Raw genomic sequence first — 22,262 nt, forward strand, 5'->3', positions numbered from 1 at the left:
CCCGCCGGCTCCCCGCGTGCGCGACAGGCGGGGAGCCGTCTTCCTGTCGGCGCCAGAACGTAGAGTGCGGCGGGTGGACGAGACCTCCAGAACCCGGCGTGCCGTGCAGTCCTACGTCGACAGCACCGAGCAGCGGGATTGGCAGACGCTCGGCGGCCTGCTCGCTGAGGACGTGGTGTACGAGATGCCGCAGACCCGCGAGCGCATCCGCGGGAAGCCGGCCTTTCTCCAGTTCAACAGGGATTATCCCGGCGACTGGCACCTACGGGTGCGGCGCGTCGTCGCCGACGGCCTCCATGCGGCGGCGTGGATCGACGCTCGCGTCGGCGATGAGCCACTGGACGCGTGCGTCTGGTTCGAGGCCTCGCCCCTGGGGTTGATCAGCCGCGTCACCGATTACTGGCCGGAGCCCTACGATCCGCCGCCCGGCCGCGAGCACCTCGTGGAGCGCTGGTGAGCCGTCCATCGGGTGGAGCGTTTCACACCTGTCCGTTCTCGGGCTGACTGCCGTACTGCTTCGTTTCCGGCTTCTCCACCATGAGCGCGTGCGCCGGCTCGTCGGCCACGGGCCGGTGCCGCAATCCTCGGGGCACGACGAAGACATCACCCGTCCGCATGATGACGGACTCCCGCCCTTCGAGCTCGATGCTGAACGTTCCGTCCCAGCACAGGAACAGCTCGTCCTCGTCGTGGTGGTGCCACGGAAAAGCACCGTGGAAGCGGGCCAGCCGGACCACCGCGTCGTTCACCTCGGCGAGCTGTCGTTGCTGCCACGGCCCCGGCAACGTGCCGATGACCTCGGGAACCGACACCTGAGCGCTGACTTCGACAGCCATTTCTCCTCCTCGGCGGTTGGTGTACGAGAAAACATCCAAGCCGCGAAAAAGGCTCGTTCACAGAGCCAATCCCGCGCAATTGGTTCTCATCATGACCCAATTTCCGCATGCCGGTGCCGCGGCGCGGGATGAGCCGCCGGTGACCGTCCAGGACGCGAGACCACGCCGTCATCGGGTTCTCGCCGGCTCTTCCTGTACGACATGTGCAGGCGGCCTGCCGGGCAGGAGCGGGATGACCGCCAGCACGATCACGAGCACGGCCACGACGAACCAGAAGATGCCGTGGAAACCGGTGATCACGTCGCCGGCGGTCTGCAGGACGAGCGTGACGACCGCCACGCCGAGTGCGGCGCCGAGCTGGTTGAGCATGTAGAGCACCGAGCTGCCCTGCGCCACCATGGGCCCGGGCAGCGTGCGATAGAGCGAACCCATGGTGGGCGCGCTGAAACATCCGCTGCCCAGCCCGAGCGTGAGCGCCGCCAGCGCCGGCCAGATCTCGGGGGTGTCGGCTCCCATCCGGGTGAAGGACACCGCGCTGAGCAGGGCGACGATGACGCCCCCGACGGCCAGGCCGCGCGCGCCGATGCGGTCCGACAGCCGCCCGGCCAGCGGCATCGCGATCGAGCCGCCGAGCCCGAGCGGGGCCATCAGCAGGCCGGCGGCGAGCACGCCGTGCCCGTGCGCCTGCTGGTAGTACAGCGGCAGCGCGAACAGCGCCCCGAAGAGGGACAACCCGCCGAGCCCCATGATCGTGACGCTGGCGGTGAATCCGCGGCTGGCGAACAGGCGCAGGTCGATGAGTGGCGCGTTCCCCCCTCGCGCACGCAGCGCGTGGACGGCGTACGCGGCCAGCAGCAGCACGCCGGCCGCCAGCGGCAGCAGCGCCTGCCAGGCGGCGAACGACCCCTGCTCGGCCGTCTGCGACAGCGCCAGGACGACGGCCGCGAATCCGGGCCCGAGCAGCGCCAGCCCGACGACGTCCAGCCGGGCGGGCAACCCACCGGACGACCCACCGGACGACCCATCGGACGACCCACCAGACGACCTATCGGACGACCCATCGGACGGCTCCTCGGCAGGGATCACGCGTACGGCCAGCAGCAGAGCGACCAGTCCGACGGGCACGCTGAGCAGGAACATCCACCGCCACGACAGGCCGGCGAGCACCACGCCGCCCGCGATCGGCCCGAGCACGGGCCCGAGTGACAGCACCACGCCCATCAGCCCCATCACGCGTCCGGCCCGGCGCGGTCCCGCGGCCCTGGCCAGCAGGATCAGCACGAGCGGGTCGAGCAGTCCTGCCCCGAACCCCTGGAGCGCCCGGAAGGCGATCAGGCTGCCGACGTTCCAGGCCAGCCCGGCCAGCAACGATCCGGCCAGGAAGAGGGCGAGCCCCGTCAGCCACAGCCGCTTGCCGCCGAACCGGTCGACGGCCCACGTGGTGAACGGGATGGTGGCGGTGACCGCGAGCAGGAAGCCGGTGGACGTCCAGCCGACCGTGCTGAGCGAGGTGGAGAAGGCGCCGGCCAGGGTGTCGATGGCGACGGCGGCCATCGTGCTGTTGAGAATGCCCAGCAACCCGCCGAGCAGGATCACGCCGATCATGCCCAGGAGCCGGGCATCCATGCGGTTATCCGACGGTATTGAACTCATGAGTTCAACGTAGTTATCTCATGCGTTCGCATGCAACCCGTACGTCCATAGCGTTGAACCAGGGCGTACAATCACAGTTATGGCCACCAGCGCCCGCGGGCGCATCGACAAGCGTCAGGCGATCCTCGACGGCGCGTTCGCCGTGTTCGCCCGCCTGGGATACACGCAGGCCTGCGTGCAGGACATCGCCGACGAAGCGGGCGTGGCCAAACCGACGGTCTACAACCACATGACCGACAAGGCCACGCTGTTCCGGCACGCCGTGGAGGCCGCCTCGCAGGCCGCGCTCGACGCCCGGATCGGCGCGCTCGCGCCGCTGGCCGACCCGGGCGACGATCTGGCCGGCGCTTTGGAGGACGTCGCCCACGCGCTGCTGCGACTGCACACCGACGAACGTTCGTGCGCGTTGAAGCGGCTGCTCTACTCCGAGATCACGAGATTTCCTGACATTCTCGACGTCGTGACCGGCAGCGGCCCCCACCACCTCACCCAGGCGCTGGCCGACCGCCTGGCCCGGCTCACACTCTCCGGCCGCCTGCGCGCCACCGACCCCGACCTCGCGGCCGAGCAGTTCCTCGCACTGCTCCTCGGCCCGCTGGAGGCCCGCTCCCGTCTGGGCACCCGCCAGATCGGCGACACCGAACTCCGCGACCTGGCCCGCGCCGCCGTGTGCACCTTCCTGCGCGCCTGGGCCCGGGACACGCCATAGCGAATGTCGGCGACAAGACCTCTTGTCGGTGGTAGGCAAGGGATATAGTCTGCCGCGTGTGGTGGAACGAGACGACTACGCGGCCATCCGCGACCGGATCATCGGGCTCTCCCACACCCATGGCCTGCGCTGCGACTGGGCGGAGACGACCAGGCGGCAACGCTTCCTCCTGCTGTGGGACGCCGAGGGCCGCGTCGCGGCCCGCGCGATCGTCCCGCTCTACCCCGGGGAGACGCCCCACCTGGTCGACTCCCTCGAGCAGGGGCTCGCTCACCTGTTCGGCGACCACTGGCTGGAGGACGCATGACCGCGGACCGCGTTGACGTGCACATCACGCTGGCGGGCAGCCTGTGGCTGGCCCAGGTGGACGGCGTGGCCGGCGGCATGTCCGCGCGCACGCTGAAGGAGCTGCACGCCGACGTCACCGAAGGGCTGCCGTTCCTGTTCGCCGACCGCGAGCGGCCGGCCGCGCCCGTCTTCCACTACGCACTGCCCGGCCTGTCCGAGCAGGACCTCGACGACTTCGCCGCACTCCAGCGCCAGGCCGCCGCGATCGCCGAGGACTACACGCGCACGCTGAAGAAGCGGGTCAAGCACATGCACGAGCTGGGCCTGTCCGACGGCGACATCGGCGAGCTGCTCGGCCTGACCAAGCAGCGCATCCAGCAGATCCGCACCAACGCCAACGACGAGTCCCGCCAGACCGCCTGACCGGGCCTTCCGGCCGCTGCCTCACTCGCCCCTGCCGGCCCACCCGATCACGAGCCGGGAACCACCACAGGCTCGCCGGCTCCGAGCAGCCCAGGCAGGTCGACCAGCAGCACATCTCCCCTGCGACGTGCCGCGGCGACCAGATCGGGCTGAAAGCCCTTCATGGCGAACAGGGCCAGGAACGCCGACGTGACGTCATGCCCCCTTTGTATGTTCCTCAACATACTCAGTTGTTCGCGCTCCGACATACAGGGCTCCTCGATTTCGGGCTGGCGCGGCCACGATAGGCCGTGTACGCCGCACGCCCCAGCTACTTGACGTTATGGCGCAAGTACTTGCTATTGTGCGTCAAGTGAGCACGCGCGAGCATGTGGCGTTGGCAAGTGAGCTGGCCGAGCTGGTCGGGCGGCGGATCGTCGACCCGCTGGAGATCCTGTTCGGCTCCGACGAGCAGGTCGAACCGGTCAGGGCGCGGCTGCGGATCGAGGCCGAGGTGTGGGCCGCCCAGCTGCTCGGCCCCGACGAGAGCCTCGCGGTCCGTACGGCGGCGCGGTTGGTCGCGGCCCTCTTCCCCGGCGACGGCCCGTTCGACCCACCGGACGAGTGGTGGCGCACCGCGTTCGGCAGGGCCGTGGCCCGGCGCGCGGGCCATCCGGGCAAGGAAGCGGTGCCCTTCGCCACGGCGGGCGCGATGCTCGGCATCACCCGGCAGGGCGTTCACGACCTCGTCAAGCGCGCGAAGCTCGACCGGCATCCCGGCGGCGGGGTGAGCACCCGCTCCATCCGCGAACGGCTCAACCAACCTCAGGAGCATCATGCCGCACGACGTCACCATCACTGATCACGACATCCCCCTCGCCGTACGCGACCACGGCGGCTCCGGCGAGCCCGTCCTCCTCCTTCACGGCCTGGGCGGCACGCTGGAAGCCTGGGACCCGCTCGACCTGCCCGGCCACCGGGCCGTGGCGCTCGACCTGCGGGGCCACGGCCGGTCCGGCGACGGCCCGTGGGAGTGGGAGAAGGCGCTGGACGACCTCGAGGCCGTGGTGAAACACCTGGGGCTCGGCAACCCGCCCGTCGTCGGCCAGTCGCTGGGCGGCATGCTCGCCATGGCGTGGGCCAGGCGTCATCCCGAATGCCCGGCGATCGTCAACCTCGACGGGCTGCGCAGCGCCGAGAGCGACCCGGGCAACTACCCGGGGATGGACCCGGAGGCGAGGGATCGGGAGCTGGCACGGCTCAGGGCCACGTTCGACGAGCAGGCCGCGAGCCTGGGCCGGCCGCTGCCCGCCGAGCTCAGGCCCATGTTCCCCGCCAGGGCGCTGGTCGAAAGGGGCGGGCAGGTCCACGCCCGGCCGGGCGTGGACCTGCTCGAGGCGGTGCGCCGTACCCCGGAGTTCCGCGACACGATCCCCCTGCTGCGTGAGGTCTCCTGCGACGCCCTGGTCGTCATCGCGGCCCGCGACCCGCAAGGCATGCCCGGCGGGGAGCTGATGGAGGCGTTCAGGAGGGGGGTGCGCCGCGACCTCGCCGGCCTGCCGGCGAACATCCAGGTCAGGGAGCTGGACGCCGGCCACGACCTGCTCGCCGAGCAGCCGGCGGCCGTCGCCGACCTGATCACGGGCTTCCTCGCCGCCCGGGAGTGAGGACGGCCTACTTCCTGTTGGCCTTGAGGTAGTCGCTGTTCATCTGGGCGATGGTGTCCAGCGGGATGCCCTTGGGGCAGACCGCTGTGCACTCCCCCGTGTTCGTGCAGCCGCCGAACCCCTCCGCGTCCATCTGGTCCACCATGGCCTTGGCGCGCGGGACCCGTTCCGGCTGGCCCTGGGGCAGCAGGCTCAAATGCGTGATCTTGGCGGCGGTGAACAGCGAGGCCGAGCCGTTCGGGCAGGCGGCCACGCACGCGCCGCAGCCGATGCAGGTCGCCGCGTCGAACGCGTCGTCCGCGTCCTCCTTGCGTACGGGGATGCTGTGGGCGTCGGGCGCCGAACCGGCCGGCACGGAGACGAAACCGCCCGCCTGGATGATCCGGTCGAACGCGCTCCGGTCCACCACCAGGTCCTTGACGACCGGGAACGGCGCCGCCCGCCACGGTTCGATGGTGATCGTGGCGCCGTCCTCGAAGTGGCGCATGTGCAACTGGCACGTCGTCGTGGCGCGCTGCTCGCCGTGCGCCACGCCGTTGATGACCATGCCGCACATGCCGCAGATGCCCTCGCGGCAGTCGTGGTCGAAGGCGATCGGGTCGTCGCCCTCCAGGATGAGACGCTCGTTGAGGACGTCCAGCATCTCCAGGAAGGACATGTCCGGGGAGACGTCCTCCACCTGGTACGTCACCATCCGCCCGTCGTCGGAGGGGCCGCTCTGGCGCCAGACGCGCAGGGTCAGGTTCACTTGTAGCTCCGCTGGGTCATCTTGACGTACTCGTACTCGAGCGGTTCCTTGTGCAGCACCGGCCCGCCGGGGGTGCGCTCCCAGGCGGAAACGTGCGCGAAGCGCTCGTCGTCGCGCAGCGCCTCGCCGTCGGAGTCCTGTGACTCGGCGCGGAAGTGGCCGCCGCACGACTCCGTGCGGACCAGGGCGTCCAGGCACATGAGCTCTGCGAGGTCGAAGAAGTCGGCGACGCGGCCGGCCTTCTCCAGGACCTGGTTCAGCTCCTCCGCGGTGCCGGTCACCTTGATGTCCCGCCAGAACTCCTCGCGCAGCTCGGGGATGCGCTCCAGCGCCTTGCGCAGCGACTCCTCCGTGCGTTCCATGCCGCAGTAGTCCCACATGAGCTTGCCCAGCTCGCGGTGGAAGGAGTCGGGGGTGCGGGTGCCGTTGACGGACAGCAGGCGCTCGATCTTGTCGCGGACCTTGACCTCGGCCTCGGCGACGGCCTCCTCGTCGACGTCGCCGTACGGGCCGTCCGCGAGGTAGTCACCGATGGTGGTGGGAAGCACGAAATATCCGTCGGCGAGCCCCTGCATCAGCGCCGACGCGCCGAGCCGGTTGGCGCCGTGGTCGGAGAAGTTGGCCTCCCCGATGACGAACAGGCCGGGGATCGTGGCCTGCAGGTCGTAGTCCACCCACAACCCACCCATCGTGTAGTGCACGGCCGGGTAGATGCGCATCGGCACGTCGTACGGGTTCTCGCCCGTGATGCGCTCGTACATCTCGAACAGGTTGCCGTACTTCTCCTCCACGGCGTCACGCCCGAGCCGGCCGATCGCGTCGCGGAAGTCCAGGTAGACGCCGAGCCCGCCGGGACCGACGCCGCGGCCCTCGTCACAGACGTTCTTGGCGGCCCTGGAGGCGATGTCACGGGGCACGAGGTTCCCGAACGCGGGGTAGATCCGCTCCAGGTAGTAATCGCGTTCCTGCTCGGGGATGTCGCCGGGGGCGCGGGAGTCGTTCTTGCGCAGCGGCACCCACACGCGTCCGTCGTTGCGCAGCGACTCCGACATCAGGGTCAGCTTCGACTGGTACTCGCCCGAGACCGGGATGCAGGTCGGGTGGATCTGCGTGTAGCAGGGGTTGGCGAAGTACGCGCCCCGCTCGTGCGCCCGCCAGATCGCCGTGGTGTTGCAGCCCTTGGCGTTGGTGGAAAGGAAGAACACGTTGCCGTAGCCGCCCGTGGCCAGCACCACGGCGTCGGCCACGTGCCGCTCGATCTCGCCGGTCACCATGTCGCGCACGATGACGCCGCGCGCCCGCCCGTCGGAGACGATCAGGTCGAGCATCTCGTGCCGGGTGTGCATGGTGACGGTCCCGGCCGCGACCTGCCGCTCCAGCGCCTGGTACGCGCCCAGCAGCAGTTGCTGACCCGTCTGCCCGCGGGCGTAGAACGTACGGGAGACCTGGGCGCCGCCGAACGAGCGGGTGTCGAGCAGGCCGCCGTACTCGCGGGCGAACGGCACGCCCTGCGCGACGGCCTGGTCGATGATGTTCACGGAGACCTGGGCGAGGCGGTAGACGTTCGACTCGCGGGCGCGGAAGTCGCCGCCCTTCACGGTGTCGTAGAAGAGCCGGTGGATGCTGTCGCCGTCGCCGCGGTAGTTCTTCGCGGCGTTGATGCCGCCCTGCGCGGCGATGGAGTGGGCGCGGCGGGGCGAGTCCTGGTAGCAGAACGAGGTGACGTTGTAGCCCAGCTCGCCGAGGGTCGCGGCGGCCGAGCCGCCCGCCAGGCCGGTGCCGACCACGATCACGTGGAGCTTGCGCTTGTTGGCCGGGTTGACCAGCCTGGCGCTGAACTTCCGCTTCTCCCACCGTTCCTCGATGGGGCCGGAGGGCGCCTTCGTGTCCCGGATGTCCGGGCCCTGGGTGTAGTTCACTGCACGACTCCGAACGTGATCGCGAGGGGCGGGGCGAGGAAGCCGACGACCAGCACGGCGGACAGCAGCCCCGCACCGAGGCGCAGCGTCCTGGTGCGGGTTCGGCCGGCCCAGCCGAGTGTCTGGAACGCGCTCCAGACGCCGTGCCGCAGGTGCAGCCCGACCATGACGACGGCGACGACGTAGATGAGCGTGACCCACCACCGGGACGGGTCGAAGCCCGCGACCATCCGGTCGGCGGGGGCCGCGTCGAAGCCCTTGGGGTTGACGACGCCGAAGGTCAGGTCGAGCAGGTGCCAGACCACGAACAGCGCGATCGTCAGGCCGCCGAACCGCATGATGTGGGTGGTGTAGCCGCTCGCCTGCGACTTCTTGGCGACGTACTTCACCGGCCTGGCCTTGCCCGCGCGCCGGGCCAGCGAGATCGCGGCCCACATGTGCAGGACGACGGAGGCGACGAGCACGATCTCCACGATCGTCAGCACCGTGCGGTAGGGGGCGAGCGGCTCGAGCAGCGTGCGCAGCGCGTGCGCGTAGTCGTTGAACGAGTCGCGGCCGAAAAAGATCTTGAGGTTGCCGAGCATGTGGAGGACGAGGAAGAGCACCATCACGGCGCCCGTGACGGCCATCACGGCCTTCTTGCCGTTCGAGGAACCCATGAAGCCGCGCGCTCTGCTGCGCTTCGGGGTGCTGGGCGGGGTGACGGGCGCTGTGGCGGCGCCGCGCTCTATCGTGGCAGTCACGTCTTAGACGCTATGTACGCAGCGATGATCCGTCCAAGTCATCGTAGGCCTCGTTTCGATAGCCACCGGCTATGATGCTTGGTTTGTACGGTCGCTCCAAGCCAGGGACGGTCGGCCGATGCGAGGAAAATCACATGCAGCTGCAACAACTGGCCTACTTCGTCGCGGTCGCGGAGACCAGGCACTTCACCCAGGCGGCCGAGCGCATGCGGGTGGCGCAGCCGTCACTCAGCAAGCAGATCAAGACCCTTGAGGACGATCTGGGCGCCCGGCTGTTCTCCCGCGCCCGGGGCAACGTCACGCTGACCGCCGCAGGAGAGGCGCTGCTGCCGCTGGCCCGCCGCATCCTGGCCGACGCCGACACCGCCCGGCAGGAGGTGGCCGAGCTCGCGGGGCTGCGCCGTGGCCGGGTGCGGCTGGGCGCCACGCCGTCGTTGTGCGCGGGGCTGCTGGCCGACGCGCTGGCCCGCTTCCACCGCGCGTACCCGGGGATTGAGCTGCTGGTGGAGGAGGGCGGCTCGCGCGACCTCGTCAGGGCGCTGGCCAGGGGGCAGCTCGACCTGTCGATGATCATAATGCCGCTGCACAGCGACGACCCGGTCCTGGTGACGGAGGAGATCCTCAGGGAGAACCTCGTGGTCGTCGCGCCCTCCCGCGAGGCGACGCGCGGGCCCTACCTGCGCATCGAGGACCTGCGCGGCCGTTCGATGGTGATGTTCCGGCGCGGCTACGACCTGCGGGAGGCCACGCTGGCGGCGTGCCGGCAGGCGGGGTTCGAGCCGAGGTTCGCGGTGGAGGGCGGCGAGATGGACGCGGTGCTGCGGTTCGTGGAGGCCGGTCTCGGCGTGGCCGTGGTGCCGTCGATGGTGCTCGACGGGCGGCCCGGCCTGTCGGGCACGCCGCTCGCGCCGCCGGGGCTCAGCCGGACGATCGCCCTCGCTCACCGTAAGGACGTCGAGCCGACCAGAGCGGCCCAGGCGTTCCGTGAGATCCTGCTAGCTTTCGTGGTGGAATCTGGGCATGAGGGCACGCTTCCACAAGGGGTGGAGCTCATCGCAGAATGAGCACCACCGCTCCAACTCCCCGAAGAGGCGTCTTGACGGCAAATCTTTCAGAAACGCTGACGCTGCTCCTCATCGAGGATGACGATGGCGACGCCTTCCTCGTCGAAGAGCTGCTCAAAGAGGCGGAAGCCCCGCCGAGGACCTCCTGGGCGCGCAGTCTGCGCGAGGCGAAGGAGAAGCTGAACGAACACATCCAGTGTGTGCTGGTCGACCTGACGTTGCCCGACGCGAGCCGGCTGCAGGCCCTGGAGGAGGTCCTGAAGCTGGCCCCGCACGCGGCCGTGCTGGTGCTCACCGGCCTGCGCGACGTCCACGTCGGCGTCGCCGCCGTGCAGGCGGGCGCCCAGGACTACCTGGTCAAGCAGGACATCGACGCGCGCCTGCTGGCACGGGCCATCAGATACGCGATGGAGCGCAAGCGGGCCGACCTGGCCCATCTGGCGCTCGTGCAGGCTGAGCTGCAGGCCAAGGAGAACGCCAGGCTGGAAAGCGCGCTGCTGCCCGCCGCACTGCTGCGTACCGAGGCGATCGAGCACGTCACCCGCTACCTGCCGGGCAGCGGCGGCACGCTGGCCGGTGACTTCTTCGACACCGTGCAGACGCCGGACGGCTCCGTGCACGTCGTGATCGGCGACGTCTGCGGACACGGTCCCGACGAGGCGGCGCTCGGCGTGGCACTGCGCATCGCCTGGCGCACGCTGGTGCTGGCCGGGCGTACCGACGAGACGATGCTGCGCACGCTCGACGCGCTTCTGCGCGCCGAGCGCAAGGCCCCCGAGATCTTCACCACCCTCTGCACGGCCACCATCGCCCCGGACCTTCGGTACGCGAGGATGCGCGTGGTCGGCCACCCTCCTCCGGTGCTGGTGCGCGACGGTCACGTCGAGGTGGTGTGCGACACGCCCTCCGGTCCGCCGCTCGGCATCTTCCCCGACGTGGAGTGGCGGGTCATCGACGTCCCGCTGGGCGAGGAGTGGACGATGATGCTCTACACCGACGGCCTGATCGAGGCGGCCGTGGGCGAGCCCGGCGGGGAGATCGGCGTGGACGGCCTCGTCGAGCTCGTACGCGCCCACGGAGACATCGATCTCGACCGGCTCATCACCCACGTCGGCACACTGAGTGACGACCTGGCCGTGGTGCTGCTGCGCAGGAGGAGAGGATGAGCATCCACCCGCTGCCGCCCGCCCGGGAGCCCACGGGGCTGGGCCGGCTGCCGGTCGCCCGCTGGTTCCTGTTCGTCGGAGCGATCGCCGCTCTCGCGTTCGTGACCGGCGTCACGGTGATTCTGCTGATGAGCGTCAGGACCATGGAGCTGTCCCCGCCGCCCGAGGTGGCCGCGCAGCTCACCCGGCTGAACTACGCGCTGATCGTGGTGTTCGGGGTGCTGCTCGCCTGCGGCGTCGGGCTGGCGTTCATCGTGCGCCACGCGGTGCTGAACCCCATCGAACGGCTCACCACGCAGGTGCGTACGGTCGCCGCCGGCGACTTCGACCACGCTCTGCACGTCGACCGGCCGGCGGAGCTGGCCGAGCTGGCCAGCCACGTCGACTCCATGCGCGACCGCATCGTCGCGGCCTGGCGGGTGGCCACCGACCAGAGCGTGGAACTGCGCAGGTCCAACGGCGAACTGGAGCAGTTCGCCTACGTCGCCAGCCACGACCTGCAGGAGCCGCTGCGCAAGGTCGCCAGCTTCAGCCAGATGCTGGAGCAGCGCTACGGCCCGCAACTCGACGATCGGGCCAGGCAGTACATCCACTACGCGGTCGACGGCGCCAAGCGCATGCAACTGCTCATCAACGACCTGCTCGACTTCTCCAGGGTCGGTCGGGTGACCAGCGAGAAGACCGCCGTCGAGTCGGGCGTGGCGTTGGACGCGGCGCTGGACAACCTCTCGGCCATGGTCGAGGAGACCGGTGCCACGGTCACCCACGACGAGCTGCCCCAGGTCACCGGCGACCGGATGCAGCTCACCCAGCTCTTTCAGAATATGATCGAGAACGCGGTGAAGTTCCGCTCCGAGGAGCCTCCGCGCGTCCACATCGGGGCGGAGAGGTCGGGCGAGATGTGGGAGTTCAGCTGCTCCGACAACGGCATCGGGGTCGAGCCGAAATACGCCGACCGCATCTTCCTGATCTTCCAGCGGCTGCACCCCAGGGACGTGTACCCGGGTACGGGGATCGGGCTCGCGCTGTGCCGCAAGATCGTCGAGTACCACGGTGGCAGACTGTGGCTGGACGGCGACGCGCAGAGCGGGGGCACGACGTTCCGCTGGACACTACCCGTGGCTGGAGACCGATCATGACTGACCTGCGGCCGATCGACGTGCTCCTGGTGGAGGACGATCAAGGCGACATCTTGCTGACGAAGGAGGCGTTCGACCACAACAAGGTGCGCAATCGCCTCAACGTGGTCAACGACGGCGAGCAGGCGATGGCCTATCTGCGGAGGGAGGGCGAATACCGCGACGCGATCCGCCCCGACCTCATCCTGCTCGACCTCAATCTGCCCAGGATGAGCGGCCGGGAGGTGCTGCGGGAGGTCAAGGACGACCCGGCGCTGCGCACGATCCCCGTGGTGATCCTGACGACGTCGGAGGCGGAGGAGGACATCCTGCACAGCTACCGGCTGCACGCCAACGCGTACGTGTCCAAGCCGGTGGACTTCGAGCAATTCATCCGCGTTGTCCGGCAAATCGATAATTTTTTTGTAACGGTGGTTAAACTTCCCACCTCGGGGCAGCGCCTGTGACGCGGCTACGTGACAGGAATCACAGCGAGTCATCGAAATTGTGAGTGACCCGGCTCACTAAACTCGATCCTGTCGTCGTAACGTATCCCCCACCAACGCGCGCCTGAGCGGAGATCGCCATCCGCGCGCCCAGCGAATACGAAAACCACGGACCCCCTGCGCGATGGGTCCGCGGGAGGTGGAGAGGTCCGCGATGACCCAAACGACGCCCGAAGCACCAGCGAGAAGGCAGCGTGCCCAGGTCAAGGTGCGCACGCTGCGCACCGACCGATGGTGGCTCGTACCGCTAGTGACGTTCCTCGGGCTCAGCTCATTCCTTGTCTACGGTGTGTGGGCGATCATCGACACGAGCAACTTCGTCGAGCCCTACATCGCCCCGTTCGCCGCGCCCTGCCTGACGACCCAGGAGGTCTGCGAGGGCGCGCGGCTGTTCGGATGGGCGCCCGTCGGCGACTGGTACGCGCTCCCGCCGGGGCTGCTGATCCTCGGCCTGCCCGGCGGGTTCCGGCTGACGTGCTACTACTACCGCAAGTCCTACTACCGCTCGTTCTGGCTGTCGCCGGCGGCGTGCGCCGTGCAGGAGCCGCACGGGAAGTACACCGGTGAGACCCGGTTCCCGCTGATCATCCAGAACATCCACCGCTACTTCTTCTACTTCGCGGTGGTGATCGGCGCCATCCTCACCTACGACGCCGTCCTGGCCGTGGTGCACAAGCCACTGGGTCTCGGTTCGTGGATCCTGGTCCTCAACGCCGTGCTCATCCTCGGCTACACCTTCGGCTGCCACTCGTGCCGCCACATCACCGCGGGCCGGCTCAACCACTTCTCCCGTCACCCGCTGCGCTACCGGGCCTGGACGTTCGTCTCCAAGCTCAACGCCAAGCACCAGCCCCTCGCGTGGGCCTCGATGTTCTCCGTCATGGGCGCCGACCTCTATGTGCGCCTGGTCGCCAAGGGCATCATCGCCTTCCCGTACGCGTAAGGACCAGCCTCAGTGGAAAACTCGCTAAACACAGAGCGTCACGAGTACGACGTCGTCGTCATCGGCGCGGGCGGCGCCGGCCTGCGGGCCGCGATCGAGGCGCGCCAGCAGGGCAAGCGCACGGCGATCGTCTGCAAGTCGCTGTTCGGCAAGGCGCACACCGTCATGGCCGAGGGCGGCGCGGCCGCCGCGATGGGCAACGTCAACCCCGACGACAACTGGATGGTGCACTTCCGTGACACCATGCGGGGCGGCAAGTTCCTCAACAACTGGCGGATGGCCGAACTGCACGCCAAGGAGGCGCCCGACCGCGTCTGGGAGCTCGAAGCCTGGGGCGCCCTGTTCGACCGCACCAAAGACGGCAAGATCAGCCAGCGGAACTTCGGCGGGCACGAATACCCGCGGCTCGCACACGTGGGCGACCGTACCGGCCTGGAGATGATCCGCACGCTGCAGCAGCGCGTCGTCGCGCTGCAGCAGGAGGACTACGAGACGCACGGCGACCACGAGGCCTACATCAAGGTCTTCGCCGAGTGCACGGTCACCCGGCTGCTCAAGGACGGCGACGCGATCTCCGGCGCGTTCGGCTACTGGCGCGAGACGGGGAACTTCATCATCTTCGACGCGCCGGCCGTCGTGCTGGCCACCGGCGGCATCGGCAAATCGTACGTCGTGACCTCCAACTCCTGGGAGTACACCGGCGACGGGCACGCCCTGGCCCTGCTCGCCGGCGCCAACCTGATCAACATGGAGTTCATCCAGTTCCACCCCACAGGGATGGTCTGGCCGCCGTCCGTGCGCGGCATCCTCGTCACCGAGTCCGTCCGCGGTGACGGCGGCGTGCTGCGCAACTCCGAGGGCAAGCGCTTCATGTTCGACTACGTCCCCGACGTGTTCAAGGACAAGTACGCCACCAGCGAGGAAGAGGGCGACCGCTGGTACACCGACCAGGCCAACAACCGGCGCCCGCCGGAGCTGCTGCCGCGTGACGAGGTGGCCCGCGCGATCAACGCCGAGGTCAAGGCCGGTCGCGGCTCGCCCCAGGGCGGCGTCTTCCTCGACGTGTCCACCCGGCTTCCCGCCGAGGAGATCAAGAAGCGGCTGCCGTCGATGTACCACCAGTTCAAGGAGCTGGCCGACGTCGACATCACCGCCGAGCCCATGCAGGTGGGCCCGACCTGCCACTACATCATGGGCGGCGTCGAGGTCGAGGCCGACACGGGCGCGGCGGCCGTGCCCGGCCTGTTCGCGGCCGGCGAGGTCTCCGGCGGCATGCACGGCTCCAACCGGCTGGGTGGCAACTCGCTGTCCGACCTGCTCGTGTTCGGGCGCCGGGCGGGCGCGGGCGCGGCGGCGTACGTCGACGGACTCGCCGGCCGTCCCAAGGTCGCCGACGACGCGGTCGAGGCGGCCCGCGAGGAGGCGCTCGCGCCGCTCGGACGCAGCGGCGAGAACCCCTACGAGGTGCACCACGAGCTGCAGCGCACCATGAACGACCTGGTCGGCATCATCCGCAAGCCCGGCGAGATCGCCGAGGCGCTCCAGGTCGTGGAGAAGCTGAAGGAGCGCGTGGCCCTGGTCGGAGCAGCCGGCTCGCGCGTCTACAATCCCGGGTGGCATCTCGCGATCGACCTGCGCAACATGGTGCTTGTCTCGGAGTGCGTGGCACGCGCCGCGCTGCTGCGCGAGGAGAGCCGCGGCGGGCACACCCGCGACGACTTCCCCGGGATGAACCCGGAGTGGCGCCGCAAGCTGCTCGTCTGCTCCACCGAGGGCGGTTCGGTCAGCGTCGAGGAGAAGGTCCAGCCGCGCATGCGCGACGAGCTGATCGGTCTCTTCGAACGCGACGAGCTGAGCAAATACCTCACCGACGAAGAGATGACCGAGTTCGACGGGATAGCGAAGTCATGAGCTACAAGGCAAAGTTCAAGGTCTGGCGCGGCGAGGGCGGCGAGGGCAGGCTCGAGGACTTCACCGTGGAGGTCAACGAGGGCGAGGTCGTCCTCGACATCATCCACCGGCTCCAGGCCACGCAGGCGCCCGACCTGGCCGTGCGCTGGAACTGCAAGGCGGGCAAGTGCGGCTCGTGCAGCATGGAGATCAACGGCAAGCCGCGCCTGGGCTGCATGACCCGCATGTCCACCTTCAGCGAGGACGAGACCATCACGGTCACGCCGATGCGCACGTTCCCCGTCATCAAGGACCTCGTCAACGACGTGTCCTACAACTACCAGAAGGCCCGGGAGGTCCCGTCCTTCACGCCGCCGGCCGACGTCCGGCCCGGCGAGTTCCGGATGAAGCAGGTCGACGTCGAGCGGTCCCAGGAGTTCCGCAAGTGCATTGAGTGCTTCATGTGCAACAACATCTGCCACGTGATCCGCGACCACGAGGAGAACAAGGCCAACTTCTCCGGCCCCCGGTTTCTCATGCGGATCGCCGAGCTCGACATGCACCCGTACGACGTGGCGGACCGGCAGGAGACGGCCCAGGAGGAGCACGGGCTCGGCTACTGCAACATCACCAAGTGCTGCACCGAGGTCTGCCCCGAGCACATCAAGATCACCGATAACGCGCTGATCCCCATGAAGGAACGCGTCGTCGACCGCAAGTACGACCCGCTGGTGTGGCTGGGCAACAAGATCTTCAAGCGCAGCTCGTAGGGGCGCTGACACACGAAAGGCGGGGGCCGGATCGTCCGGCCCCCGCCTTCGTGGTTCGTACGTGCGCTACTTCTTGCGGCCCCAGCGGCGCTTGCGCTTGGCGTCGCCCGGCGTCTCCTGGGCGGGCTCCTGCCCCTCCTGCGCGCCCGCCGGCTGCCCCGGCTCCGGCTGGTCCGGCAGCGGCTGGATCGCGGTCACCTCGCCGTCGGCGGGCAGGTAGGGCGGCGGGTCGTAGTCGGCGTCGCCGCGGGCGGGCGGCTCGAACAACGAGGCCGGCTGGCCCTGCCAGGGCTCCGCGTCGCCCGCCTCCGCCGCCGAGGCCGGCGGGATCGGGTGTTCCCTGTCGTCCTCGTACGGGCTCGCGCCGCCCGGCGGGATGTCCGCAGGCGGGATCACCGGCTCGAACGGGTCACGGTATTCGCTCTGCTTGGGCGCCTCGTGGGTGTAGGAGCCGAACTCGTCCGGGCGCAGCACCACCGGCTCCTCCGCCTGGGGCTGCTCCTGCTGCGGGTAGCCCTGCGGCGGGACCGGCTGCGGCTCCTGGTAGACGGCGCCGTACTGCACCTGGCCGCCCGGGTAGGTCTGCACGGGGACGAAGCTGATGATCGGCGCGTACGCCGTGCCTCCCGGATAGCCGGGGGCGGGAAAGCCCGCCGTGGCGTAACCGGGACCCGCCGGGTAACCGCCACCCGGAGGCATCTCCGGGTGGCCCACCGGCCCCGCCTTGCGTACCGCCGCCGCGTGGGCCATCCGGCGCAGCCGCCCCTCGAAGATGAGCACGGCGAAGAGCGCGAGCAGCACCAGCACCAGCGCGGGAATGCTGAGCTTCTGCGTCAGCGTGCGCTGGTCGAACTCGGGCGCCGCGTTCCGCAACTCCAGCGGCACCTCCTCGGAGGAGGCGGGCAGCGTCTCGCTCGGCAGCGGGTCGGTCGGCGTGTCGCTCGGAGCGACAGCCGGCATCTCCACGCTCTCCTCGGGAGTGGCGGTGGCGGAGGTGCTGGGCGGCACCTCGACGCTCTGCGTGGGCAGCGGCTGCGGCGGCGGCTGTTGCGGGCTGGACGGCGTGGCGCTCGGGGTCGCCGTCTTGGTGGTCTTCTTCGGCGTGGGGCTCTTCTTGGTCTTCGTAGGAGTCGCGGTGACGGTCTGGGTGATCGTCGTCTCCGGGTCCTGCTCCTCTTCCGGCTCGTCGGGCGGCGGCTCGCCGGCCGTCGCCGTGACCGTCACCGTGGTCTCGGGGTTCTCCGGGTACGCGTCGCACACCTCGCCGGGGTTGCACCCCTCGACAGGGTCGTACGCAGCCGCGGAGGCGCTGGCGCTCTGCACGATGAACGGAGCCGCTCCCGCACCGGCCAGGCCTAGCGCCAGGACGATCGCGGACACAGCCGTCGCTCGCGTGCGTGCCACCGCTGCCCTCCGCACAGTTCCGAAACCATGGTCAAGGGAATACTAGCCGGGTCAAAGTAACAGTAAAGACTGATTTACAACCCCATTTTCCGATTACGGCCCTGTTGTACCGTGACAATGAGCCGCAATGCCCCCAGGAGCACTCCGACGGCTACGGCCGCCAGCCAGAAACCCGTCATGCCGTCCACGATGCTGACCCGCTCATCCGGGGGCACCCGTTTCGCCGACGACACCATTTCGAACGGCAACGGCGCCGATGCGGGGCCTGCGGCCGACGGGAAAGAAACCTCAGGCGACGGTACGCCTCCCCCGATCGCCTGCGGGGCCTCGTAGGGCAGCGGCTGACCGAATCCCCCAGGCTGGGACCCCACCACTCCACGGGATCGGGTCGATCCCTGAGCCCGCGCGGTCGTACGAACCTGGGCGGCGCCTTGAGACCGCGCGGGCGTCGCCTTGTGAGCCGGCACGGACCCGTGAGGCTGCGCGGGCCCCTGAGGCTGCGCGGGCCCCTGAGGCTGCGCGGGGCCTTCAGGCTGCGCGGGCGCGGATGCCTGGCCCCGCACGGGTCCTTGCCCCTGCGCAGGCGCGGCCCCCTCCTGCGACGGCACAGGCGCGGCTCCCCGCACCGCCTCCTGCGACTGCACAGGAGCAGCCTCCGGCATCGACCCCTGTGACCGCACGGGCACGGCCTCCGGCACCGGCCCCTGAGCCCGCACCGATCGTTGCGACTCCTCGGAAACCTGAGGCTGGCCGGTCCCCCGGGAATGGGCGGACCCGGCCTCCACAGGTTGCCGCGCCTGCGAGCCGGGCATGCCGGGCTCGCGCGCCCCGCGCCGCATCGCGAGCCGCTCCTCGTCAGGCCCTTCGGGACCCACAGGCGGCCGCCCGCCCAAACCGACGGGCGGCCAGACCTCCATGCCGAAACCAGGCGGCGGCCACCCGGCCTCAGGACCGACGGGTGGCGGGCCCTCCACTCCGGGCCACACCGGCCCGGGTGGGCCCGGTGGCGGACCATAGGGGACGACAGGGTGGTGAACCGGCGGCTGGTCCTGCGGGCCAGAAAGCACATGGGCGTCACCACGGCGACCGGACGGCATGGCGCTCCTGACCCGCGTGGTGGCGGTGCCGGCCATGGTCGTCAGCCCGTCACCGGAGTCGGTGCGCATCCTCGCGACCGCCGCCAGCGCGACCGCCCTGGCCCCGGCCGGCGCGGTGAGCGTCACGTCGACCGATCGTTCCCCGGAGACCTGGCCCAGCTTGCACACCCGTGTCCCCGGCAGCACGCCGCCGGCGCGGGTGGAGCCGGAGTGATCCTCCAAAGCCCGCAGGGCGAGCGCCTCGGACGCCGCCTCCCCTGGGCTTGCCGGAGGGACGGCCCGGTCCGCCGTCGTGGGGTCAGGCGCGGCGGCTCCCGGCCGGGCAGGCCCCGTGACGCCGGAACCGGCGGGCTCCGGGAAGTCGGAACGAGCGGGCGGCGGGACGCAGACGACCTCCGCCAGCGCCTCCGCCGGGCTGGCCGCCACCGCGACCCTCGCGCCCATGCCCATCCCGTTCAGCCGCACCTTGAACCGCTGGACGTCCCCCGTCCTGACCCACTTGCCCGCGCCGTCGGACCCCTTGATCCGCTCGAGCACCAGCGAAACCCCGGTGGCCCCCACGGGCACACACGGAACCGCCGTCAGAAGCAGGGCCCCGGCAATGATCCAGCCACGCCGCATCATTCCCACTCCCCCGTTGCGACAAATCACACCGAGTCATCATCATGTCACACAGAGTGAGTTGATTGTCACCGGGGTAGCAGGTTCTCCACGGTCTTCATGATGGGCAGGTCCGCGTCCAGCCACTCGACGTCGTAATAGTCGCCGGGACCGAGCCACCGCAGGGCCAGGTGCTCCTTGGCTTCGGGCACGCCCGAGGCCAAGGAGCACAACCACACGCGCATGACGTACCCCGGCGACAGCGGCCACTCACCGCCGACGCGTTCGCCCACCGCGATCTCGACGCCGAGTTCCTCGCGGCACTCGCGTACGAGCGCGGCCCGCTCGTCCTCACCGGGATCCACCTTCCCGCCGGGGAACTCCCACCCGCCCGCCAGCGCCGCCGGTTCGGCGCGCTGGGCCGCGAGCACCCGGCCACCGGGGGCGGCGATCACCGCGGCAACGACCACGACCGTGCTCATCACGTCACATTCCTTACAGGGATGGATTCTGCAGCTTCTTCAGCTGTTCGAGCACGTCGGGGTTCTGCAGGGGACGGGTGAAGCCCACCCGGTTCGTACGGGCCTGGTAGCTCGTCACCTTGATGGGCCCGCACAGCCGGCAGCGGGCCTCCAGCATCTTGCCCTTGGACACGACCAGGCCGACGTGACCGGGGTTGTTGGCGGACGTGCCGGGGCCGGAGTTGAAGAACACCAGGTCGCCCGGCTGCTCCTCCCCCTCCTGGACCTTCACGCCGAACGGCCACTGCACGAACGTCGTCCGCGGAATCACCAATCCCGCCGCCCGGTAGGCCGCGTAGATGACGCCCGAGCAGTCGAACGCGTCGGGCCCCGTGCCTCCCCACAGATACGGCTTGCCGCGCTGGTCCAGCGCGTACTTCAAAATCTTGGCCACGACGTCGCTCGGCGCGGCCTCGATCAGCGGGTCGTCGCACTCCTCCGAAGCCTGCGGCGGGACCTTCACCTCACCCGACTTCGCGTATTTCCTGGCGATCTCGACGACCTGGTCGACGTACCACCAGGCCCGGTTGTAGACGAACAGCGCCTGCCGCACGTTCTCCGGCGCGCCGTTGCGCTTGAGCATCTTCGCCGCGCCCAGGATGGCGTCGGCGGGGTTGTAGACGTCGCCCACACCGTCGCCGTCGCCGTCGGAGGCGTAGCCGTTGACGTCGGACGACATCGGGATCCTGGCCTTGCCGCCCCACGTGGAGATCAGGAACTGCATCGGCCCCGCAGCGCCCGCGTGGTTGGTGCCGTCCTTGACGCCCGGCAGGTCGGAGCGGCCGTGGTCGGTCTCGCGCTTGCCCACGGCGGCCAGGATGTTCCACTGCACGCCGATCTTCTTGCCGTGCTTCTTGTACAGCTCCAGATATCTGCCGGGGATGTCGGAGCTGCCCGAGTCGGACACCTCCTCCACCTGCGTGTCGTCCTCGCAGTCGACGGAGGTGCCGCCTCCCGAGATGAAGGACGGCAACGAGATCAGCAACATCGGCGAAAGTATGACCGCCACCAGGATCAACGCCCCGGCGAGGCCGATCACGAGAGCGAGACGCGCGCCTTTCACTGAAGAATGTCTCCCTCCTGGCCCTCGGTCGCCGGGCGGAGGTCGAAGACCCGCCAGTCGGCTCCCTCCTGGCTCACCGTGACCGCGAACTCCTCGTCCTGCCGTTTGTCGCCGCTCTTCGCGGCGACCTGCCGGGTGGTGCTGATCACGAACACGACGGAGGTCTTCTCGACCTGCCTGATCTCCTTCAGCCTGGCCGTGGCCGTGGAGACGATCTCATCGTTCCGGTTCTGCTCGATCGTGCCCGCCGAGGAGACGGTCCTGGCCAGCTCGTTGCCGAACTCGGCCGTCGTGTACGCCTTCAGCCGCGCCGCGTAGGCCGCCGGGTCCTCGTCGTGGCGGAACGTGCCGTACTCGGCGGCGAACCGCTCGGCCAGGTCCGCCGCCGCGGCGAGCTGCTCCTTCTGCATGGGCAGGTAGGAGTAGACGTCGAACGGCTCGGCGCTCGCGGTCGCCAGCGGCGTGCTCGACGCCGCGGGTGTGACGGCCGCGGAGGTCGCCTCCGGCGCGGGCTCCGCCGGCTCCTCCGCGGACGGCCCGATCGTCAGGTAGATGCCGACCGCGGCGACGACCACGACGATGACGGCGAAGGCGAGCCCGCGCCTGTCACCTGGCTGTGCCATCAGTTCCTCCCGAGGGGACCGTCACCAGGACCCCAGCCATTTCCGGCGCCTCCGGACAGCTTCGGCTTCGTGCTTTCGGGCATCGGTCAGGGCTTGGCCGTCGTCTCTCGCGCAAGCGGGGCGAGAAGCCGCTCCCTTCAGGGCGCGGAGGCGTCACGTTCAGTCCTTGTCGGTGGAGTTCGGCTTGAGCCAGAACGGCACCGAGGGGCTGTCCCCTCCGGAGCCGCCGCCGTCGCTGCCGCTGCGCAGCCAGAGCGGGGGCGCCTCCGAGGAGCGGGACGACGACTCGCCGGACGTGAAGATCCGGGGGCCTGCCTGGCCGCGGCCACCGCCGCCGCCAGACCGCGACCCGCCGGACCGGCCTGAGCCGTTGGAGTTGTTGGAGCCGCCGAACAGCCCGCCGCCGGAGCCGCGCGACCGCGTGCCGCCCGACCCGCCGAACCTGGACCCGCGCGAGGAGCCGGACGAGCCGTTACGGGAGCCGCCCGACGAGCCGCCGCGCCGCGCCCAGCCACCGCCGGACCCCCCGCCG

24 protein-coding genes and 1 pseudogene are annotated in these 22,262 nt (G+C 69.8%); 14 read left to right on the forward strand and 11 right to left on the reverse strand.

Features of this window, described 5'->3' with window-relative positions:
* Positions 1–73 precede the first annotated feature (73 nt).
* Complete coding sequence (locus GUY59_RS21515) at positions 74–457, forward strand: nuclear transport factor 2 family protein (protein ID WP_252375031.1); 384 nt, start codon at positions 74–76, stop codon at positions 455–457.
* Positions 458–479: 22 nt separating this feature from the next.
* Here GUY59_RS21515 and GUY59_RS21520 read toward each other — a convergent pair whose 3' ends face one another.
* On the reverse strand, positions 480–836 hold the full coding sequence (locus tag GUY59_RS21520; protein ID WP_132334160.1) for a cupin domain-containing protein: 357 nt from the start codon (positions 834–836) through the stop codon (positions 480–482).
* A 168-nt stretch (positions 837–1,004) separates the two neighbouring features.
* Positions 1,005–2,462 (reverse strand): MFS transporter, encoded by a 1,458-nt coding sequence (locus tag GUY59_RS21525; RefSeq protein WP_236667373.1) that lies wholly within the window; start codon positions 2,460–2,462, stop codon positions 1,005–1,007.
* Between the two features lie 106 nt (positions 2,463–2,568).
* On the opposite strand from GUY59_RS21525, the gene GUY59_RS21530 reads away from it, so the two are divergent.
* The 3 genes from GUY59_RS21530 to GUY59_RS21540 are packed head-to-tail and all read left to right on the forward strand — an operon-like array spanning position 2,569 to position 3,909.
* Positions 2,569–3,198 carry a TetR/AcrR family transcriptional regulator gene (locus GUY59_RS21530; RefSeq protein WP_132334162.1) on the forward strand — a complete coding sequence of 210 codons (630 nt, stop codon included), beginning with the start codon at positions 2,569–2,571 and terminating at the stop codon, positions 3,196–3,198.
* Between the two features lie 58 nt (positions 3,199–3,256).
* Complete coding sequence (locus tag GUY59_RS21535; RefSeq protein ID WP_132334163.1) at positions 3,257–3,505, forward strand: hypothetical protein; 249 nt, start codon at positions 3,257–3,259, stop codon at positions 3,503–3,505.
* Complete coding sequence (locus GUY59_RS21540; RefSeq protein ID WP_138202336.1) at positions 3,502–3,909, forward strand: hypothetical protein; 408 nt, start codon at positions 3,502–3,504, stop codon at positions 3,907–3,909. The genes GUY59_RS21535 and GUY59_RS21540 overlap by 4 nt, the downstream gene beginning before the upstream one ends.
* 47 nt (positions 3,910–3,956) lie before the next feature.
* Here GUY59_RS21540 and GUY59_RS21545 read toward each other — a convergent pair whose 3' ends face one another.
* Entirely contained in the window at positions 3,957–4,157 is a 201-nt protein-coding gene (locus GUY59_RS21545; protein ID WP_138202335.1) for a hypothetical protein, read from the reverse strand.
* A gap of 104 nt (positions 4,158–4,261) precedes the next feature.
* Between GUY59_RS21545 and GUY59_RS21550 the strand changes: the two genes are divergently transcribed.
* Positions 4,262–4,750 (forward strand): hypothetical protein, encoded by a 489-nt coding sequence (locus tag GUY59_RS21550; protein ID WP_252375030.1) that lies wholly within the window; start codon positions 4,262–4,264, stop codon positions 4,748–4,750.
* Entirely contained in the window at positions 4,725–5,555 is an 831-nt protein-coding gene (locus tag GUY59_RS21555) for an alpha/beta fold hydrolase (RefSeq protein WP_138202333.1), read from the forward strand. Before GUY59_RS21550 ends, GUY59_RS21555 begins: the two co-directional genes overlap by 26 nt.
* Before the next feature lie 7 nt (positions 5,556–5,562).
* Here GUY59_RS21555 and GUY59_RS21560 read toward each other — a convergent pair whose 3' ends face one another.
* The 3 genes from GUY59_RS21560 to GUY59_RS21570 are packed head-to-tail and all read right to left on the reverse strand — an operon-like array spanning position 5,563 to position 8,965.
* Positions 5,563–6,303 (reverse strand): succinate dehydrogenase/fumarate reductase iron-sulfur subunit, encoded by a 741-nt coding sequence (locus GUY59_RS21560; RefSeq protein ID WP_138202332.1) that lies wholly within the window; start codon positions 6,301–6,303, stop codon positions 5,563–5,565.
* Positions 6,300–8,222: a fumarate reductase/succinate dehydrogenase flavoprotein subunit gene (locus GUY59_RS21565; protein WP_138202331.1), complete on the reverse strand. Its 1,923-nt coding sequence runs from the start codon at positions 8,220–8,222 to the stop codon at positions 6,300–6,302. Before GUY59_RS21565 ends, GUY59_RS21560 begins: the two co-directional genes overlap by 4 nt.
* Positions 8,219–8,965 (reverse strand): succinate dehydrogenase cytochrome b subunit, encoded by a 747-nt coding sequence (locus GUY59_RS21570; RefSeq protein ID WP_289514066.1) that lies wholly within the window; start codon positions 8,963–8,965, stop codon positions 8,219–8,221. The genes GUY59_RS21565 and GUY59_RS21570 overlap by 4 nt, the downstream gene beginning before the upstream one ends.
* A gap of 134 nt (positions 8,966–9,099) precedes the next feature.
* On the opposite strand from GUY59_RS21570, the gene GUY59_RS21575 reads away from it, so the two are divergent.
* From GUY59_RS21575 to GUY59_RS21605, 7 genes are all read left to right on the forward strand, one after another.
* Complete coding sequence (locus GUY59_RS21575) at positions 9,100–10,029, forward strand: LysR family transcriptional regulator (RefSeq protein ID WP_132334169.1); 930 nt, start codon at positions 9,100–9,102, stop codon at positions 10,027–10,029.
* 32 nt (positions 10,030–10,061) lie between these two features.
* Positions 10,062–11,195: a PP2C family protein-serine/threonine phosphatase gene (locus GUY59_RS21580; RefSeq protein ID WP_138202330.1), complete on the forward strand. Its 1,134-nt coding sequence runs from the start codon at positions 10,062–10,064 to the stop codon at positions 11,193–11,195.
* On the forward strand, positions 11,192–12,334 hold the full coding sequence (locus tag GUY59_RS21585) for a sensor histidine kinase (RefSeq protein WP_138202329.1): 1,143 nt from the start codon (positions 11,192–11,194) through the stop codon (positions 12,332–12,334). The genes GUY59_RS21580 and GUY59_RS21585 overlap by 4 nt, the downstream gene beginning before the upstream one ends.
* The gene (locus tag GUY59_RS21590; RefSeq protein ID WP_138202328.1) at positions 12,331–12,780 is read left to right on the forward strand and encodes a response regulator; all 450 of its coding nucleotides are present in this window, start codon (positions 12,331–12,333) and stop codon (positions 12,778–12,780) included. Before GUY59_RS21585 ends, GUY59_RS21590 begins: the two co-directional genes overlap by 4 nt.
* Positions 12,781–12,973: 193 nt before the next feature.
* Entirely contained in the window at positions 12,974–13,762 is a 789-nt protein-coding gene (locus GUY59_RS21595; protein WP_132334173.1) for a hypothetical protein, read from the forward strand.
* A 12-nt stretch (positions 13,763–13,774) separates the two neighbouring features.
* Entirely contained in the window at positions 13,775–15,673 is a 1,899-nt protein-coding gene (locus GUY59_RS21600; RefSeq protein WP_132334174.1) for a fumarate reductase/succinate dehydrogenase flavoprotein subunit, read from the forward strand.
* On the forward strand, positions 15,670–16,422 hold the full coding sequence (locus tag GUY59_RS21605) for a succinate dehydrogenase/fumarate reductase iron-sulfur subunit (protein ID WP_138202327.1): 753 nt from the start codon (positions 15,670–15,672) through the stop codon (positions 16,420–16,422). The genes GUY59_RS21600 and GUY59_RS21605 overlap by 4 nt, the downstream gene beginning before the upstream one ends.
* Positions 16,423–16,488: 66 nt before the next feature.
* Here the strand turns inward: GUY59_RS21605 and GUY59_RS21610 are convergent, their stop codons facing one another.
* Positions 16,489–17,826 carry a hypothetical protein gene (locus GUY59_RS21610; RefSeq protein WP_161714644.1) on the reverse strand — a complete coding sequence of 446 codons (1,338 nt, stop codon included), beginning with the start codon at positions 17,824–17,826 and terminating at the stop codon, positions 16,489–16,491.
* Positions 17,827–18,921: 1,095 nt separating this feature from the next.
* Between GUY59_RS21610 and GUY59_RS21615 the strand changes: the two genes are divergently transcribed.
* Positions 18,922–19,137 (forward strand): hypothetical protein, encoded by a 216-nt coding sequence (locus GUY59_RS21615; protein ID WP_138202326.1) that lies wholly within the window; start codon positions 18,922–18,924, stop codon positions 19,135–19,137.
* Between the two features lie 475 nt (positions 19,138–19,612).
* Here GUY59_RS21615 and GUY59_RS21620 read toward each other — a convergent pair whose 3' ends face one another.
* The 4 genes and pseudogenes from GUY59_RS21620 to GUY59_RS21635 form a co-directional block, all read right to left on the reverse strand.
* Positions 19,613–20,005, reverse strand: a complete 393-nt coding sequence (locus tag GUY59_RS21620) for a (deoxy)nucleoside triphosphate pyrophosphohydrolase (RefSeq protein ID WP_138202325.1) — start codon at positions 20,003–20,005, stop codon at positions 19,613–19,615.
* Positions 20,006–20,018: 13 nt separating this feature from the next.
* A complete protein-coding gene (locus GUY59_RS21625) occupies positions 20,019–21,107 on the reverse strand; it encodes a C40 family peptidase (protein ID WP_138202324.1) in 1,089 nt (362 codons plus the stop codon).
* The gene (locus GUY59_RS21630) at positions 21,104–21,730 is read right to left on the reverse strand and encodes a hypothetical protein (RefSeq protein WP_138202323.1); all 627 of its coding nucleotides are present in this window, start codon (positions 21,728–21,730) and stop codon (positions 21,104–21,106) included. Before GUY59_RS21630 ends, GUY59_RS21625 begins: the two co-directional genes overlap by 4 nt.
* 159 nt (positions 21,731–21,889) lie before the next feature.
* Positions 21,890–22,262: pseudogene (locus GUY59_RS21635) on the reverse strand (hypothetical protein); the annotation flags it as partial.

The organism is Nonomuraea sp. K271 (assembly GCF_009908215.1).
GTDB classification, from domain to species: domain Bacteria; phylum Actinomycetota; class Actinomycetes; order Streptosporangiales; family Streptosporangiaceae; genus Nonomuraea; species Nonomuraea longispora.